This is a genomic window from Flaviflexus sp., assembly GCF_052087705.1.
GTDB classification, from domain to species: Bacteria; Actinomycetota; Actinomycetes; order Actinomycetales; family Actinomycetaceae; genus Flaviflexus; species Flaviflexus ciconiae.
Map to the genome: position 1 here is coordinate 17448 of NZ_JBQCYC010000026.1, position 16434 is coordinate 33881.

15 protein-coding genes are annotated in these 16434 nt (G+C 60.5%); 7 read left to right on the forward strand and 8 right to left on the reverse strand.

Features of this window, described 5'->3' with window-relative positions:
- Positions 1–75 precede the first annotated feature (75 nt).
- The 3 genes from ACTHUY_RS10715 to ACTHUY_RS10725 all read right to left on the reverse strand — a co-directional run bounded on the left by ACTHUY_RS10715 (position 76) and on the right by ACTHUY_RS10725 (position 3245).
- Positions 76–594: a general stress protein gene (locus tag ACTHUY_RS10715; RefSeq protein WP_441678762.1), complete on the reverse strand. Its 519-nt coding sequence runs from the start codon at positions 592–594 to the stop codon at positions 76–78.
- A gap of 168 nt (positions 595–762) precedes the next feature.
- Positions 763–2085 (reverse strand): D-arabinono-1,4-lactone oxidase, encoded by a 1323-nt coding sequence (locus tag ACTHUY_RS10720; protein WP_441678764.1) that lies wholly within the window; start codon positions 2083–2085, stop codon positions 763–765.
- Positions 2085–3245, reverse strand: coding sequence for an amino acid deaminase/aldolase (locus ACTHUY_RS10725; protein ID WP_441678766.1), 1161 nt, complete (start codon positions 3243–3245; stop codon positions 2085–2087). The genes ACTHUY_RS10720 and ACTHUY_RS10725 overlap by 1 nt, the downstream gene beginning before the upstream one ends.
- A gap of 58 nt (positions 3246–3303) precedes the next feature.
- Between ACTHUY_RS10725 and ACTHUY_RS10730 the strand changes: the two genes are divergently transcribed.
- Together ACTHUY_RS10730 and ACTHUY_RS10735 are read left to right on the forward strand one after the other, a co-directional pair.
- The gene (locus ACTHUY_RS10730) at positions 3304–4500 is read left to right on the forward strand and encodes an MFS transporter (RefSeq protein ID WP_441678768.1); all 1197 of its coding nucleotides are present in this window, start codon (positions 3304–3306) and stop codon (positions 4498–4500) included.
- A 466-nt stretch (positions 4501–4966) separates the two neighbouring features.
- Positions 4967–6436 (forward strand): alanine/glycine:cation symporter family protein, encoded by a 1470-nt coding sequence (locus ACTHUY_RS10735; RefSeq protein ID WP_441653946.1) that lies wholly within the window; start codon positions 4967–4969, stop codon positions 6434–6436.
- A 129-nt stretch (positions 6437–6565) separates the two neighbouring features.
- On the opposite strand, the gene ACTHUY_RS10740 is transcribed toward ACTHUY_RS10735, so the two are convergent.
- Both ACTHUY_RS10740 and ACTHUY_RS10745 read right to left on the reverse strand, forming a co-directional pair.
- Positions 6566–7522 (reverse strand): ROK family glucokinase, encoded by a 957-nt coding sequence (locus ACTHUY_RS10740; protein ID WP_441678770.1) that lies wholly within the window; start codon positions 7520–7522, stop codon positions 6566–6568.
- 60 nt (positions 7523–7582) lie between these two features.
- The gene (locus ACTHUY_RS10745) at positions 7583–8254 is read right to left on the reverse strand and encodes an LPXTG cell wall anchor domain-containing protein (RefSeq protein ID WP_441678772.1); all 672 of its coding nucleotides are present in this window, start codon (positions 8252–8254) and stop codon (positions 7583–7585) included.
- A gap of 397 nt (positions 8255–8651) precedes the next feature.
- On the opposite strand from ACTHUY_RS10745, the gene ACTHUY_RS10750 reads away from it, so the two are divergent.
- The 5 genes from ACTHUY_RS10750 (at position 8652) to ACTHUY_RS10770 (ending at position 12300) form a co-directional block, all read left to right on the forward strand.
- A complete protein-coding gene (locus ACTHUY_RS10750) occupies positions 8652–8969 on the forward strand; it encodes a WXG100 family type VII secretion target (RefSeq protein WP_441653942.1) in 318 nt (105 codons plus the stop codon).
- Positions 8970–8998: 29 nt separating this feature from the next.
- Complete coding sequence (locus ACTHUY_RS10755; protein WP_126704234.1) at positions 8999–9289, forward strand: WXG100 family type VII secretion target; 291 nt, start codon at positions 8999–9001, stop codon at positions 9287–9289.
- Positions 9290–9373: 84 nt separating this feature from the next.
- Positions 9374–9769, forward strand: a complete 396-nt coding sequence (locus tag ACTHUY_RS10760; protein WP_441678774.1) for a hypothetical protein — start codon at positions 9374–9376, stop codon at positions 9767–9769.
- 12 nt (positions 9770–9781) lie between these two features.
- Entirely contained in the window at positions 9782–11359 is a 1578-nt protein-coding gene (locus tag ACTHUY_RS10765; protein WP_441678775.1) for a hypothetical protein, read from the forward strand.
- A 125-nt stretch (positions 11360–11484) separates the two neighbouring features.
- Positions 11485–12300: a hypothetical protein gene (locus ACTHUY_RS10770; RefSeq protein ID WP_441678777.1), complete on the forward strand. Its 816-nt coding sequence runs from the start codon at positions 11485–11487 to the stop codon at positions 12298–12300.
- A 114-nt stretch (positions 12301–12414) separates the two neighbouring features.
- On the opposite strand, the gene ACTHUY_RS10775 is transcribed toward ACTHUY_RS10770, so the two are convergent.
- The 3 genes from ACTHUY_RS10775 to ACTHUY_RS10785 all read right to left on the reverse strand — a co-directional run.
- Positions 12415–13770 (reverse strand): dihydrolipoyl dehydrogenase family protein, encoded by a 1356-nt coding sequence (locus ACTHUY_RS10775; protein ID WP_441678778.1) that lies wholly within the window; start codon positions 13768–13770, stop codon positions 12415–12417.
- A gap of 233 nt (positions 13771–14003) precedes the next feature.
- Entirely contained in the window at positions 14004–15296 is a 1293-nt protein-coding gene (locus ACTHUY_RS10780; RefSeq protein ID WP_441678780.1) for a S8 family serine peptidase, read from the reverse strand.
- Positions 15293–16434, reverse strand: a 1142-nt coding sequence (locus ACTHUY_RS10785) for a type VII secretion protein EccB (RefSeq protein WP_441678782.1), incomplete at its 5' end; no start/stop codon positions are given. The genes ACTHUY_RS10780 and ACTHUY_RS10785, both read right to left, overlap by 4 nt.

The following is a 16434-nucleotide window of genomic DNA, read 5'->3' on the forward strand; positions in this document are numbered from 1 at the left end:
CCGGCATCCGGGAAGGAGGCAGAAAACCCAGACACCGGCCACTAGCCCCACGCCGCCGTGGATGCGGCTATCCGATCAGAGTCGGAGGATTTGGCTGGCCTCGTCAACAAGACCAGAAACTACATGGATTTCGTACGTTGAGGCCCGTGTTGTTGCGACCGTGCTGAAGTCGCGCTTGCCACGCCACACGGCATGGCTCATGGCGCCGGAAATGGCACCAAATATTGCGCCGAGCAACATGGAGACAAGGATGACCCGCCACGCAATGACGGGAGCGAAGATCGTGAAGATCAGGCCAAGGAAAAGTCCCATCCAGATACCGGAAAGGGCACCCTGCAGTGCTGCGGTCCACGTGGTCTTTCGGCCGGTGACCTGCTCAACCGTTTCGAGACCGAGGCCGACGATGCGGACGTTCTCGACGGGGAACCCAGCATCCGAGAGAGTATCAACGTGGTGTTGCGCTTCGGAGTAGGAGCGGACGGAAGTAAGGACTCGGTAGTTGATGGTCGACGCGTGCGAACCGCGCGGAGCATCATCATGTGCAAAGGGGGACTGCGACTGGGGCGTCCCGGGAGTCATCTCATTTCTGTCCATACACCTCACGGTAAGGACCGTCGCTGTACCAGGCGTTCAGGTTGCCTGAATGTTTGCTGGACAGTGTCCCGGTAGAGAAAATGACTAGGTCCTGGAGAAAAGCAAGTCCTTGGCTGGGAAAAGAAGGCCTCGACTGGACATGGTTCGAATCCCTTATTGCGCGATTCCTCAAGAGACTGCGGGCCGACTCTTGCCGAGGAAGATCCGGTCAAGATAGGGGGTGCCGAACCGACCCTCCGGGTCGGTTGTTTCCACGAGGTCCCGGAACTGCCCGAGAAGCGGATAGGCAGAGTCAAGATATTTAGAACTTCGGGAATGGATCTTCCCCCAGTGGGGGCGGCCCCCGTGGCGGGCCAGGATTTCCTCAACAGCGGTGAAGTATTCCTTGTAGGGATCACGAACAAAACGATGAACGGCAATGTAGGTGGAGTCCCGCCCGTAGGCAGTCGACAGCGGAACGGTGTCCGCGCCTGCAATACGCACTTCGATCGGGAACGAAATTCGCCAATCCCCGCCGTCAATCATCGTGCGAATCTCGGTGAATGCGGCGATGCCGTTCTCGGCGGGGACCGCGTACTCCATTTCGTTGAAGCGCACCCGGCGGGGTGAAACAAATGCTTCGTGCGCGGGACCGCGGTACGTGCGGCCACTAGCAATCTTCGTCGCTATCCGGTTGATAGTTGGCACCACCTTGGGGAAGCGCGAGCCGGTCTCGAGAGCCACCCTCAGCCCACCATTGTCAATAACCTCTTCGGAGAGAGTCCGTGCGAAACGGGAGCGGAACGGTGCCCCCGACAGCTCCGCTGGTGCATCGGCTCCTCCGGGCACACGAGTATTCGACTTCAGGAGAACGTGCTCGGAGTGCGGAAACCAAAAGAACTCGACATGATCGGTTACCTTTGCTCTGTCCACGAAGGTCTCTTCGATCTCGGCAAGGGGGAGCTGTTCCTCAACCGCGATGATGTCGAAGGCAGGAACGCACTGGATTTCGATTTCGACAAGAATGCCAAGGAGACCAAGGTGCACGACGTAGAACGGGAAATTCGGATCGGAGTCGGCCACGTCAACAAGCTCGCCGCTGGCGTTAACGATCGTTACGCCGGTGACCATCCCGGCGAAGCCCGTGAACTGAAGCCCGGTTCCATGGGTTCCCGTTGAGACCGCGCCCGCGAGTGACTGCGCGTTGATGTCGCCCTGGTTCGCAAGTGCCAAGCCGTACGGTTCCAGCAAAGCAGGGATGTCCCGTAACCGTGTTCCTCCACGGAAACGCACCCTGCCGGATCCCCGGTCGGCGGAGACGATTCCGCTGAGGCGGTCAAGGTTGAGCAGGGTGCCCGATGTTGCGGCGACGGGGGTGAAGGAGTGACCTGCACCAACGGCGCGAATGCACTTGGAAGCCCTGACGATGTCCCGGACTTCGTCGACGGTGTCGGGCTGTACGAAAGATGCTGGTGTGACGCGCACGGAGCCGGACCAGTTCTTGAACTCCATCAGAATCTCCATCCCCTACCCCGATACGTCTTCCACGTGTCGACAATTGACCCTCCCGAAACCGCCGTAACGCTCGGGAAGTGCTCGAGAAGCTCCCCGGCCTTAGCGTGACGGAGGAACACGTGATCGCCAAGATTCAGCGTATCTGCGGCCTTTCCTTTCAGCGGGGTCTGGACTTCGCCGGGGCCTTCGGTGGGCGAATAAGCAAGGCCGCGGGGCCAGTCGATATGAGGAAGGCGGTCCGCCCCTGCGGGGCCGGAGGCGATCCATCCGCCTTCGAAGACCGTTACCCAACCGGGGGCCGGTCGACGAACAACGGGAACGGCAGCGAACAGGGAGGGCTCGTGGCGGAAATGTTCATATCCGTCAAACAGGCAGGGGGAGTAGATGCCGGAGCCGGCAGCAACCTCCGTGAGGCTACCTTCCCCGGCCGAGGATTCGAGCGAACCGGTTCCACCACCATTGACGAAATCCAGGTCGACTCGGTCTCGCACAGCGCGGACGATTGCCGTGCGGCGTTCCGTTAGGTCAATGGCTGACCTTCCCTGCATGCCCCGCACCGCACGCGCCTTCGCCCCTTTGCCTGCGTTGCCCACGCCGGCGATCTGCCCCTCGTAACACATGAGGCCAACCGTGGTGAACGGACTGGACTCAATTCTGCCAAGCAGGTCAAGGGCCTGCTCCGGGATGCGGATCGGGGAGCGACGAGTACCAATGTGGATCGACCCGATCCGGAGGGATCCATCGACATCGATGCAGAGGCGGAGCGGAACATCCCCGACCGCGTGCTCGAGGAACTCGATGTGCTCGACAGAGTCGATCATGAGGGTGATAGTGGCTAGAGCATCGGCGGAGCCTGCGAGCGAGGCGAGCGCCCTCTTGTTGACCGTCGGGTAGGCGACAACTATGTCGGTGAAACCGTCGTTGTGAAGCTCCAGCGCCTCGGGAAGAGAGAATGCCAGAATCCCCGCATAGCCGTCGAGGGCAAGGACCCGTTTGAGGAGTTCCGGAACGCGAATTGACTTCGAAGCGAGCCGGATTGGAACCCCACCGGCTCTGCGAATAAGGCTCTCGGCATTGCGGTCGGCAGCATCCAGGTCAAGGACGGCGAGGGGCCCGTCGAGGCCAGCAACGGCGTGACGTGTGCGGGAGGTCACCATGATGGGAGTGTAACGGGAATCCAGCATAGAATGTGGCCGGATTTGAATTGAGGGATGTGTGAATAAAACTCGGATGCCCAGGGAAATCTGGGTACTCGTGGCGGCTGCGCTGGCGGTGGCACTCGGCTATGGAATTGTCGCCCCGATCATTCCCCAGTTTGCTCGGTCCTTCGACGTTTCGATCACCGCCGCCAGTGCACTGACGTCGGTTTTTGCGGGTACGAGGCTCCTGTTTGCCACGCCCGGCGGAAAGCTCATCGACACGTTCGGTGAGCGAAAAATGTACATGACGGGGCTCTTGATTGTTGCCGTCTCCTCCGCCGCCTCCGGCTTTGCGCAGTCCTACGTGCAACTACTGGTGTTGCGCGGCCTGGGCGGAATCGGATCGATCGTGTTCTCCGTTTCCGCCATGTCTCTCATCATTAAGCTTTCCCCACCCGACCACAGGGGAAGGGCCTCATCGCTCTACGGTTCGGCCTTCCTGCTGGGCAACATCCTCGGCCCCTCGCTTGGCTCACTGCTTGCCGTGTGGGGCATGAGACTGCCGTTCTTTATTTATGCAGGAACACTTTTCATTGCATTTCTCGTCATCCTTATTGCTCTGCCCGAACCCGAGCACGAATTGCCGGGCAAAGACGGGGTGGCGGAAGCCCCGATGACGGTGGGAGAAGCCATAACGTCTCCCACCTACCGGGCTGTTCTCGTCACGGGCTTCGCCCACGCGTGGACAAACATGGGAGTGCGGCTCACGATGATCCCACTCGCAGTGGGCGTGGCCGCAGGCTATGACGACTGGGTATCGGGTGCTGCCCTGACCGCCGGTGCAATCGGCACCGCGATCTCGCTCCTGGTAGCCGGAAGCTGGTCCGACCAATACGGCCGCATGAAGATCATCGTTCCAGGTCTCTTTGTGTCCGGCCTCATGACCATCGTCTTCGGCAACCTTGACAACCCCTACCTCCTTGTCGGCGTCTGCCTGCTCACGGGCCTGGGAGCCGGTCTCATCCAGCCCGGCCAGCAGGGTGCTGTCGCGGATGTTTTGGATGGTCGGGCGGGCGGCAAGGTCGTGTCGACATTCCAGATGGCGGGAGACGTCGGCCAGATCGTCGGCCCCCTTCTCGCGGGTCTCCTCGCGGACCATCTCGGATACAGCGCCGCCTTCACCATCTCCGGCATCATCCTCATCGCGGCAATCCTCGCTTGGCTTCCCGCACGCGGCGACGCCTACCGCGGATACCGCGCCTCGGAACAGTAAGCAGGCTCCCTCTCAAGCGGTAGATTCTCCACCTCTGAACAGCAGGCAGGCTTCCGCTCGAGCGGTCAATACCCTAGATGCCAAACCGTAAGCAGTCTTCTGTCGAACGAGAAAAAGGTCTTCCAGTTGATCCGTGAGCGGTCCCTCGGCGGTGCCGTAAGTGGCCTTCCGACCGGGGAGGAGTGTCTCGCATGAGCGATCCGCAACCTCCTCTCCAAGTAGAACCACCTCTTCTTAACGGAGTGGGCGCGCGCAAATAGCGGGGATGCGTGGGTTGTTCATGAGGGGCCGTACCGACTGCTCTAATCGGACATTTCGCCCGTCATACTGCGCAAAGATCCCCTTTCGGTGGAGAATCTATCTTAAATTTGCGAGAAACATGCCAATTGTGCTCCGGATCGCCTCATCATGTGCCAAACTACCAGGATGTTGATGGGCGGACGCCGTCCCGAGGATAGGAAAGCACATGAAACAGCTTGAGGAATCAGTGGAGTCCTTTCTGGGCACCCTCGGCGGGATTATCTGGGGGCCCTGGGTTCTCATACCTCTTCTCGCAATCACGGGGCTTCTGCTCACCATTCGACTTCGTGGCATCCAGTTTACGAAGCTGATCCCGGCGCTCCGGCTCGGTATCAAGGATAGGAAGGATGCCGACGCGGAAGAAGGTGATGTGTCCCAGTTCCAGGCACTCACTACCGCGCTTGCTGCCACGGTCGGTACCGGCAATATTGTCGGTGTTGCTACCGCGATCGCTCTCGGCGGTCCGGGTGCCGTGTTCTGGATGTGGGTGACGGGAATTCTCGGCATGGCATCCAAGTACTCGGAGGCTTTCCTAGCGGTTCGGTTCCGGACAAAGGACGATGCTGGTGAGGCCTCGGGCGGTCCCCAGTACTACCTTGAGCGTGGCATTACTTGGAAGATCGGTGAGGTTTCGGTCGGCAAGGTCCTTGCCATCATGTTTGCCGTCTTTGCCGTCATTGCTTCCTTTGGAATCGGTAACCTTACCCAAGCCAACGCTATCGCCCAAAACGTTAGCGCCTCCTGGAATATTGAAACCTGGATCATTGGCCTCGTTCTCATGCTTGGTGCCTTCGCGGTTCTTGTTGGCGGAATCAAGTCGATCGGCAAGGTGACCGAGAAGTTTGTTCCCTTCATGATCCTCGTCTACGTTCTTGTCTCCATCTGGATTCTGATCGTTAACGCCGGAACAATTCCCGAGGCTTTCGGAATGATCTTCACCGATGCCTTCACGGGCACCGCTGCCACGGGCGGCTTTATCGGTGCCACCATTGCCGCAGCTATCCGCTTTGGTATGGCACGAGGAATCTTCTCCAATGAATCCGGCATGGGATCCGCGGCAATTGCAGCAGCCGCTGCTAAGACAACGCACCCGGTCCGTCAGGGACTTGTCTCCATGACCCAGACCTTTATCGACACCGTGATTGTCGTTACCTGCACCGCACTCGTTCTTATCACCACGGGAGCGTGGCGAACCTCGGAAGAGGATGCTGCGTTCGCTACCGGTGCGGGCTTCTCGACGGGCCTGCCGGGCGAGTGGGGCCACTGGGTTGTCACCATTGCACTTACAATGTTTGCGTTCTCAACCCTGCTGGGTTGGTGTTACTACGGTGAACGCTGTGTTGAGCGGCTGATCGGCAGAAAGGGTGTCATGCCCTACCGCATTATCTTCTGCCTCGTGGTCTACGTTGGTGCCACGACCTCCCTGTCGCTCGTATGGAGCTTTGCGGACGTCATGAATGGTCTCATGGCACTGCCCAACCTTGTCGGGCTCATCGTTCTGTCGGGCCTTATCGCCCGTGAAACCAGGCACTACCTCAAGAATGACCCGAAGCTCACCGCGAGCAAGGAGGAGATCGACCGGTTCATGGAGGGCCACGATGGTGGGATTGATACCTACGAAATCACCGGCCGCTAGCATCAGCCGCTAGCGCCGCCAGTCCGCTCCGGCCCAGTGTCGGCGCTAATTGCCCGTGGCAACGAGGGAGCGAGCGCCCCTCTGTCAGCGAGCACGCTTAGCCCGGTATGGACTGCCTGAACCGACCTATCAGGAACCTGATGTTTTGACTCGCGACAGGTCGGCTGCGCCGATGATGCCTGCGTCGTTGCCGAGAGTGGCGGTCACGATCGGGATGGTGGACTCGCGCCCGCTTGCTGCCGTGTAGGAACGGAAGGCTTTGGTGATGGGGTTTCGGACAACGTCACCGGCTTCGGACACTCCGCCCGCGAGGACAAACATTTCGGGATCGAGGATCAACGAAAGGTCAGATAGTGCCTGCGCCGTATACCCTGCCATGGAGTCGATGGCGCCGAGGGCGGCTTGGCATTGGAGCTGCGCGGCCTGGGTGACGGTGTAGCCCGTGATCTGAGTGGCGTCCCCATCGACGAGGCCCAGGAGGGTTCGTGCCATATCGGGGTTGAGTTCGGCTGATTCCTTCGCAAGCCGGACAAGAGCTGTTCCTGAACCGTACTGCTCCCAACATCCCAGGAGCCCGCACCCACATCTCTTGCCACCCGGCACAACATTGAGATGACCGATCTCCCCGGCATATCCCTGTGATCCGGTGAGGAGCTTGCCGTTCATGATGATCCCGCCACCGATTCCGGTCCCAAGGGTAACGAAAACTATCGACGAAGCATCGGTTGTTACCCCGAACTGGAACTCTCCCCAGGCGGCTGTATTCGCGTCGTTCTCAACCACGGTCGGAAGGCCGGTTGCTTCCTCGAGTTTGTCAGCCAGGGGCTCGTCGCGCCACGCAATGTTGGGAGCAAACACAACGGTGCGGCGAGACGCATCAATGAATCCCGCGGCGCCAACACCGATGGCGGAGGGACGGTGTTCCTCTGCTAGCTCCTGTGCAACCTCAAGGATGGTGGCGACAATGGACGACGCGTCCGCCGCCCGCGAGGGGCGACGAACGCGTGCAATGATTTGACCACCGTCATCAACGACTCCGGCGGCGATCTTTGTCCCGCCGACATCAATTCCTAACGCAACACCCATGCTGTTATCGTCCCACGTTCGCGGATCAAAATAGGTGAATTGAGTGTGAGGTGAACGGATTTACTTGGCGTGCTTGCCCTTCTTGCGGGATACGTAGATCGATCCGGCACCGGCAACGATCAGGCCAGCAGCAAGAGCGGCCTGGTATTCAACCGATCCGCCAGTGAATGGCAACTCCTCGGGCTCTTCCTCCTCGTGGGCAACAGGCGCGTTCACGGCCTGGCGGGGAATGATCGAGTTAACGCCGTAGCCCTCGTTGCGCCTGTTGTAGTCTTCCCAGACGTTTTCGATACGTTCGCGCCAGCTGGCGTCTTCACCCGGCTCGTCTTCTTCGGGTGGATCAACAGGGTCCGGTTCAACCGGCGGCTCGGGCTGCTCGGTCGGGGGATCCGTCGGATCAGTGGGGCGGGTTGGCGGATCGGTTGGCGCAGGCTCTTCAGTGGGCTCGTTCGTGGGGTCGATCGGGTCCGGCTCCGGATCCTCCGTGGGATCTTCGGTGGGTTCGGGCTCCGTCGGGTCCGTGGGGTCGGGGTCGACCGGATCCGGTTCGGGGTCGGAAGGGCTCGGCTCGTCCGTGGGATCGTCCGTGGTGGTGGCGAGAGCCGTGGGCTCCGATTCGCCCTCTGTGGGCTCCACATCGGCTGGGGTGGACTCCCCAGTTTCTGAGTCCGTTTCGTCCTCATTTTCCATCGCTGAGAGGGCTGCTTGGCCGGACACGCCGAGCTCGATCACGGCGTCGATAACCGCCTCGTCGGAGGGGGCTGGTTCACCGCCGCGAAGGCGGGGAGGGGTGCCAAGGCCATGGTGATGGCGGCGAGGGAAACCCCGCTAATCCGGGCTTTTCTGCTTGTCATTCTGCCTTCTCCCAAAGGGTTTTCGATAGCTTCTCCAGCGGACCTTGTGGACCGTCGCAGGGGCGCTCCGAGACGCTGAACTGCAACTACTTATGTTCACATCTTGTGCCGGTATGAGGATAGCGGATCGCGTCAAGTGGAAGGTGAATAGAACGTGAACAAGTCTTTTTTAACTGGTGCGATGCTTCGGACGCGGTGCAAGAGTGGTCACCAGGCCCCCAAGGGTCACCACCTCGGTGGCAAGTCACGAGAAACTACCCGAAAGGACTGTGACCATGGCAACCCCCAACCAGATCCAGGACGAAGACGGCGCGATTATCGCCATCAAGAACTTCATTGGCACTGCGAGGACCGACCTTCAGACCGAAAACACCCGCATCGGCGGCCAGATCGATAGCTGGCGTCCGCAGTGGCAGGGTGAAGGTTCCGACTCCTTCAACAACTTCCGCGGTGCATGGGACACGCGCTTCGCTGCTCTCATGGCAACTCTTGACGAGTTCGAAGCCAGCCTCGGTATGACCAGCGCCGACTTCCAGAGCACGGACTTCGACTCCGGCTCGGCCTTCCAAGGCCTGACCGCAACCATCGAATAAGACGACCTCATCCACGAAGGAGTAACACTATGAAGAACATTCGGTACAACCTTGATCAGCTCCTCACCGGCCAGGAGGACATGAACAAGGGTGCGACAAACATTGACGACATCCTTGAGGTTCTTGAAGGCCAGGTCGGCCCGCTCATTGAGCGCTTCGTTGGTGATTCATCGACCGCCTACTACGCAGCCCAGTTCAAGTGGAACAACCAGTCCGCTGAGCTCAACTCCATGTTCGTCCAGGGCTCCAACCAGGTTGGTAACTCGGCCCAGAACATGAACCAGGCTGACATCACCGGAGCTAACCGCTTCCGCGCCTAAACCGCTTGAGGTGCACCGTGACGACGCGTCGCGGTGCACCTCACTCTCGCGTGGCCACCATCACCGTTCCGTGAAAGGACAACCATGAATTCGGTGAAACTAGACCCGGAAGTTTTCCTGGCCCAGCTGAACGAACTAACGGACATCACCGATGACTTCAGCAAGGCCCAGTCCGACCTGCAAACAGTCATCAGTGACTACTGGACTTCCCTTGGCGAACTTAACCAGTTTGAGGGGCCGCAGAATGCCGTGATAGCCGACCTTGTGACGGCCTTTAACGGGATTAAGGGCTCGTTTGAACACCTTGCGATTGACCTGCGGGCCACCTTTGATGGCATGGCGAACTCGGATGAGGTGTCCGCATCCGACATGGCCAGCATCGCATCCGAACTTGAAGACCTTGATGACTCGGTCGATTCAATCGGTGACACTGTTACCCCGCCCACTGGCGGTGGCGGACTCACCTACACAATGGTCTAGGAGGAACACACCTTGGGTGCCATTGAGAATATTGCCCGCGCTGAATCATTCAGCCCGGGAAGCGTTTACGGGCGCACGGCAGAGTACCGTTCCGTGAAACGCGAACTCTCCGACATTGCCGACCGGCTCACCACTCTGATCGGCAACATGGGGATCGAAGGAAATGCCGCGCGAGCAATCGACGAGTCCATTACCAATCTTGTCGATCAGATTCGCGAACGTAGCGAAAACGTTAACCAGCTAGCCGACGCGCGTAACACGGCGACCAGCGGTGGCGATACCGCTGGGGAACGCTCCAAATCCATTCAGCCGCGCGTTATCGAAGCGGAAACGATGATGCAGAGCGAGGACCCGAAAACGGTTATGCAGGGAGAACAGCTCTACATGCGTCTCGACATTGAGGCGCAGGGCGCTCTCAGTGCCCTGGCGGCACGGACCTCCCAGGCAATTGGTCAGTTGCCGGTCGTCTTCCCAGAAACCGCACCCGTTTCGCAGGGTGGTGGATCCCAGGCCAGCCTGCAACGCACCAGCTCCGTTGCACCAGGTGCCAGCTCCGGCCCTGCAATCCGGCCCTCCCAGTCGGCAACGAACTGGATGCCTCAGGCAGCGGAGCTCAGCAACAACCCGGCAAGCGCGGGATCGCGCGCCTCGCTCACCAATAGCCCGGTCACGCCGGTAGCGTCAACCAATCCCGGCTTCCAGCCCGCCGACGCAACCGCGAACACCGGTGCCGTTGGCGAGCATGTCTCGCAGCCCATTGAGAATGGCTTCGAGGTAACGAACACTCCTGCACCGGTGGCAACCCCGGGCAAGGCGTTCACCGCGACCACCGCACCCTTCGATGCTTCCCAGCACGACGGCTTTGGCGTAGCCAAGGCAGCAGCCGGAGCAGCGGCCCTCCCCGCCATGGCGAAGGCCGTTTCTCGCGCGCAGGGTGCCATGAAAGCCAACACGCGTGGTGGAGCAACCGCACGCTCCGCGGGCGCCCCGGCACGTGGAGCAACCCCTCGGGGTGCGGGAGCTCCCGCACGTGCCTCCGGCAGGTCCGGAGCTACCACCCGAGCTGCGTCCCCCACGTCGCGCGGTGGCCTTGCGCCCCGTTCGGGGCAGGGCGCGGCAACGCGAGCTGGTACACCCGCTCGTGGAGCATCCCCGAGGGCAGGGGCAGGAGCCCCCGCCAGGGGTGGTTCGGGAGCATCCTCTCGTTCCGCTGCTGCACGCGGAGCGGCTCCCGCACGGGGAACAGCATCCGCACGCGGTGGAGCACCCGCGGCACGCGGCTCGGCAGCTCGCGGTGCAACCGGCGCCGGACGCCCGGCACAGGCCAAGGGCACCGCTGGAGCACGCGGAGCTGGAGCTGCTAAGGGAGCAGGTTCCCGCAGCGGAGTGACCGCCCCCAGGCAGCAGGCCACCGGCCGTGGTGCAGCTCATGGTCGTGGCATGATGGGACGCCCAGTATCGGCTCGCGGTAACTCGAAGAAGGACAAGTCTGCACAGGCAGGTTTCGAGACCTTCGCAGCAACCGAGCTGACCGATGACACGACAGTAACCTTTATTGAAGCCGGACATCGCGAACCCGATTTCGACTGATCAGAATGAGCTGGGCGGGGTGCGGAGAGTATCTGCGCCCCGCCCAACTGTTCCCAGCTCAACAACTTGGCAGGACCTCGTCAAGGAAGCTGCGGCCGGGCACGGCGGCACTGAGGAAAGAAGATATGGCAAGAACACGAGTAGCTATCACGACCGCACTGCTATGTGCGGGCCTCCTTGGGGCCTGCGGATCCGACGATCCGACCGATTCGGAGACAACCGGTGACGATACGACAACCGGTTCGGAGACCACGGACGAGTCAGCCCACCCCGGCGATAACTCGGATAACGATACAGACGGCACAGATTCGGGCGGACGCGATACAGACGGCACTGGTGGGGATGGGCCCGATTCGGAGGGTGCGGGCTCCGATGGCGACGATCGATCTGGTGAGGATGCGACACCGGATGAGGATGACGTGTCCACTGGCTCTGAAGAGCAAGACCAGGGAGAAGGCGGGGCCCGCGTCACTGGTCCAGCGTCCTTCTCTGCTCCGACCATGCCGGGCGACATGACAATCGAGGTTGATGTGCCCGACGGCTGGGAGGCCTTTGGTGTTGAAGAGGCCTTTACCGACTATGACCTCGTGACGTTGGAAGCTGGAGATATCGAAGGTGATGACTTCCGCACGATCGTGGTCACGGACCAGAACCTGGGAATTGATGCCCAAGGTGTCTACGACGTCATGTTTGAAACATATGCGACGGATGAGGATTTCTCTGAAGTCACCCAGCTCGATCCGGTCGACATTGATGGCTCCGAGTTTCATGGGCTTGAGGCTGTTGCAACGATGTCCTCCGGGCAGTCCCGGGTCCAGTACTGGTTCGGTGATGTTGGAGAATCAGTCCTCGGCATCTACGTCTATTCGGCTGGAACGGAGCAGATTCCTGACGAAATGAATGACATCAGGGACGGCATCGTCTTTGCACCTGCACAGTAGTTCCAGTCACGGTCGTCACGAGTCCCCGTAGCCGTGCGGGCACGTGAGCAACCACAGGGCTAAGTCAGGGGTGGCTTCAACCGACTGAAGCCACCCCTGCTCGTTCGCTGTTGATCAGATCGTGCCAAGCACCTCGTTGAGGGCCTCCGTGGAGGACGGGTGAATATAGATCGTGTCCCGCAGCTCGGAGGCCGTGATCTTGTGTCTCATAGCAAGGGCAACAAGATTGATGACTTCCTGAGCGTCGATATGGATCAGCGCGGCCCCCAGGATTTGGTCCGAATCGGCATCCACGATCACCTTGATCATTCCGCGAGGGTCGCCAACGATCTTGGGTTTCGGCATGGCCTTGATATCGGCAACATTCTTGGATGCGACCTTGATGCTGTAGCCGGCTTTCTCCGCCTCGGCTTCGGTGAGGCCCACCTTGGCGAACGGTGGGGTGGTGAAGATCGTGGAGGGGATGGCCTGCCGGTCGTTTCTTGAACGCAGACCATCGCCGAGAATACGGTCCGTCACGATCCTGGAGTCGTCGAGGGAAATATAGGTGAACTGAGGGCCACCGTTAACATCGCCGAGCGCATAAACCCCGGGAACCGAGGATTCGAGATATTCGTTGACTTCGACCGCGCCGTTCTTTGTGGTCTTGATTCCTGCCGTGGCAAGATCGAGCGAATCCGTGGCCGGCCTGCGACCGAGGGCAATGAGAACAGCGTCCCCGCGTACCGTCTGCTCCTGTTCGTTCCACACATACTGGATCGCCGCGCAGTCCTGGGTTTGGGAGAGTCTGATAACCGTGGCGTCGGTGATGAAACGAACCCCGTCGAGGAGCCCGGAGACGACCTGTGAAACATCGTGGTCCTCGCGGTGCAGGGGGCGCGGGTTCTTGTCGATGACGGTGACCTGGGAACCGAACTGGGAGAACATCGAGGCGAACTCGATACCGATGTAACCGCCACCAACAATGACCAGGTGCTCGGGCAGGGGAGCCTGTTGCAGGGTGATAGACGTGTGGATACGTCCACCAAATTCGGCGCCTTCGATATCTGGAATTACCGGAACGGAACCCGTGTTAATCAGGATTGTCTCGGCGCTGAGCTCAAGGCTGTCTTCCCCCGCTTCGACGACGAGTGTCTTGGGACCCGTGAAGCGAGCTACGCCATCGATAACGACAACGTTGCCGAGGTCCGCCAACATCGCATAGTTCACGTCCCTCATCTTTCCCGTCAGCTTATTGCGGCTGTCGACAGCGCGAGCAAAGTATTCGGGATCGTAGTCTTTCTCGGGCCGGGATTGGGCGGAATGAATTAGGGCCTTGGTGGGGATGCAGGCGACGTTGATGCAGGCCCCGCCATACATTTCTGCGGACTGTTCAATGATCGCGACCCGTTTCCCGGCGCGAGCAAGAGTTCCCGCGATTGTTTTACCGCCCTTGCCCCAGCCAATGACAGCGACATCAAATGTGTTCATGGGACTTCCTTCCGAGAGGTGTTACCCAAAACACTACTCTGCATGGAGTTTTTCTGGAGCGATACGGTGGGAGCGTTTGGATCGCTCCTAGCCCCCACCGGCACAAATCGAGTACGGGCCTTCCGAGAGCCGTTTCGTAGCGTTCTGCAGAGCAACGATTGTCGATGAAGAAGGGCTACCTCACCGCTATGAGGCACCCTCCCTCTAGAGGGAGCACCCTCCTATATGAGGGACTACTTTTCGTTGTCGGAGGAGTCGTTCCTCCCGCGCCACAGCCCGGCCGCTCCGAGGAGCAGGGCGAGGGCAAGGGCTCCGCCACCGGCTAGACCAATCCACGTCATTGGTTTCGTCATGCGTTGCGGATCGGGTTCCACGGCAATGGGCTCACGGCCAATGAACTCCGGTTCGGGCTGTTCGCCGTGCGCGGGGGAGACGGGGCCGTGGGCCGTGCCATCGTCAATAAAGGCAATGGCACCCGAGGGGTTGATGATGCCCCAAGACGTGGAAGAAGTCCTGCGGTCGGCTCCCGGCCGAATTGCCGTTGTCTCCAGCCTGTGGGCGATCTGTGCGGGTGTTTCATCGGGATGTGCCGAGATCACGAGGGCGGCTACGCCTGCAGCGTTGATCGAAGCGTTGAGGGAGGACGGGTAGGCCTTACCAACCACGCAGGTTGCCGAGGAGGAGGCGTTGCTCGCGCCGGGGATGTTCTGTCCGGGGGCCGCAATGTCGATCGTGTCGGCACCAAGCATGCCCTGCACGGAGCCACCGGCCGAGGTAACGGCCGTGACGGACAGGACCGACTCGTAGGCCGCCGGGAACCTCAGTGAAGCCTCGTCCTCATCTTCGTTTCTTGTTAGTTCACCACCGGGTGCAATGATGAGAACACCTGCCTCCTCTGCTTCCCTTACTGCTTCTTCAAGTTCGGGGGAGCCCGTGGGAAGGGCAAGTGCGGTGACGGCAATATCGATGTCGTTGTCGACCGCCCAGTTGATCCCTTCGGTGAGTTTGTCTGCCATGTCCGCCACATACTGCTGGGACATGTTCTCTGGGACTTGATCAATGATCTTGATCGGCACCAATGTCGCTTCGGGGGCGACACCGTGCACCGGGTACTGGCCGTCGCTGCTTCCTACCAGGAAGGAGGCATAGGTGGTTCCCGAACCGAATTCATCATCCGTCGCATCGTCGGAATCCGTTAGGTCCACGCCCTCGTCGATATTTGCGTTCTCGAGCGTCACGTGGGAGGTGTTGATGCCGGAGTCGAGAAGCCCAATCCGAACGCCCTCACCGGTCGATAGTTCGTGGGCAGAAGGCAGGCCAAGAACATAGGAGGATAGCCGGCCCTCCGGCGGCTCCTCATCGTCGGGGCTTTGCGGGGGACACGCAATATCATTGAATGACGTCCATCGCTCTGGCGCAGCCGGAGTCTCATCCTCGGTTGTTGCCACGGCAGAAACTGGCCACGACAACGACACGGCAAGGAGAGCCGCCGCGGCGGCTCCCCTGCGACCGGCACGGAAACTCACTGTTCGCCCCGCGATTCCTCGGGGACGGTCGCCCACGCCTGCGTCGTAGACAGGCTTGGTCCAGCATAGAACAGGTCCCGCCACTCGGGGCCCACAGTCAGGTCGTCAGCTTCACTGAGTCCCAGCGCGGCCAGAGTGTCGGCGGCAGGGTTGACAGTGAACATGGTGCCGGACTCGTCAATGAGGTGGGTGTAGCCGAGAGAAGAATCGGCGCGGGTCCGGATGATTGCACCCGACTGGGGAGCAACGTCAACCATCATCTCCGACGTGGACGGGATATCGTTGCCGACTACGAAGCGGACCTGGCCCTGAGCCGACTCGGTATCAAGGTATGCGCAGGGGGTTTCGCCCTCTTCGAGCATGCCGCGGATCTCCTCGGGCCACGTTCCTCGGGTGCTGCCGTCAATGAGTTCAAGCTGCGATAGCTCCTGGGACGTGATCGGCAGGGGATCGGAGTAGATCGCGCCGTCACCGATGGCATAAAGCTGGATCATGACGGGAGTCATGCGTTCGATCTGACCACCCTGGTGAACGACATAGATCGTTCCCTCATTCGCAGTATCCGAAACCTCGAGAAGAGTTCCCCCCGCCACGTCGTCACCAACGCCGGTCATGCTGCCGGCGGGTTCCCCGAGACCGGGAATCGTGAGCGACACGAGCGGTTCACCCTGCGGGAACCCATTCAGCCACGTCGCATTCGCCTGCATGGGAGCCTCTACCTGTTGGCCAAGAGCCGTAAGGATCTGCTCGGGCGAATGAAGATCATCGCCAATCGGGTACCGATAGCCGCCCGCCACTAGGTAGCTCCGACCGTCGACGATGACGTGGACGGCACGATCCTCGGGCTCCTCCCAGGCGCCAGTATTCACGCCCGTCCACGGGCCGTCGCCCGTTGCCGTACAGGTCAAGAGCGTCGGGTCGGCAACCGACTCGGGAGTCGGTAACTGATCGGGTGCCCCCGCAATCCCAACCTCGGGCCCGATGCTCGCTTCGGTCAGCGCTTCGGAGCCGGCGGATACGATCTTGAGATTTCCCGGGAACATGAGATGCTCCGACGAGGCGTTATTGACCGGATGCAGGGTGCCTTCGATCGATACGTACCGGGCACCCGTGTTCTCGTCGGTGATGAGGGAGCCGT

Excerpts from the sequence above, each read along its gene's own strand:
- ACTHUY_RS10715 (WP_441678762.1), bottom strand. The coding sequence starts at position 594 with ATGGACAGAAATGAGATGACTCCCGGGACGCCCCAGTCGCAGTCCCCC.
- ACTHUY_RS10720 (WP_441678764.1), bottom strand. The coding sequence starts at position 2,085 with ATGGAGTTCAAGAACTGGTCCGGCTCCGTGCGCGTCACACCAGCATCT.
- ACTHUY_RS10725 (WP_441678766.1), bottom strand. The coding sequence starts at position 3,245 with ATGGTGACCTCCCGCACACGTCACGCCGTTGCTGGCCTCGACGGGCCC.
- ACTHUY_RS10735 (WP_441653946.1), top strand. The coding sequence starts at position 4,967 with ATGAAACAGCTTGAGGAATCAGTGGAGTCCTTTCTGGGCACCCTCGGC.
- ACTHUY_RS10740 (WP_441678770.1), bottom strand. The coding sequence starts at position 7,522 with ATGGGTGTTGCGTTAGGAATTGATGTCGGCGGGACAAAGATCGCCGCC.
- ACTHUY_RS10750 (WP_441653942.1), top strand. The coding sequence starts at position 8,652 with ATGGCAACCCCCAACCAGATCCAGGACGAAGACGGCGCGATTATCGCC.
- ACTHUY_RS10755 (WP_126704234.1), top strand. The coding sequence starts at position 8,999 with ATGAAGAACATTCGGTACAACCTTGATCAGCTCCTCACCGGCCAGGAG.
- ACTHUY_RS10760 (WP_441678774.1), top strand. The coding sequence starts at position 9,374 with ATGAATTCGGTGAAACTAGACCCGGAAGTTTTCCTGGCCCAGCTGAAC.
- ACTHUY_RS10770 (WP_441678777.1), top strand. The coding sequence starts at position 11,485 with ATGGCAAGAACACGAGTAGCTATCACGACCGCACTGCTATGTGCGGGC.
- ACTHUY_RS10775 (WP_441678778.1), bottom strand. The coding sequence starts at position 13,770 with ATGAACACATTTGATGTCGCTGTCATTGGCTGGGGCAAGGGCGGTAAA.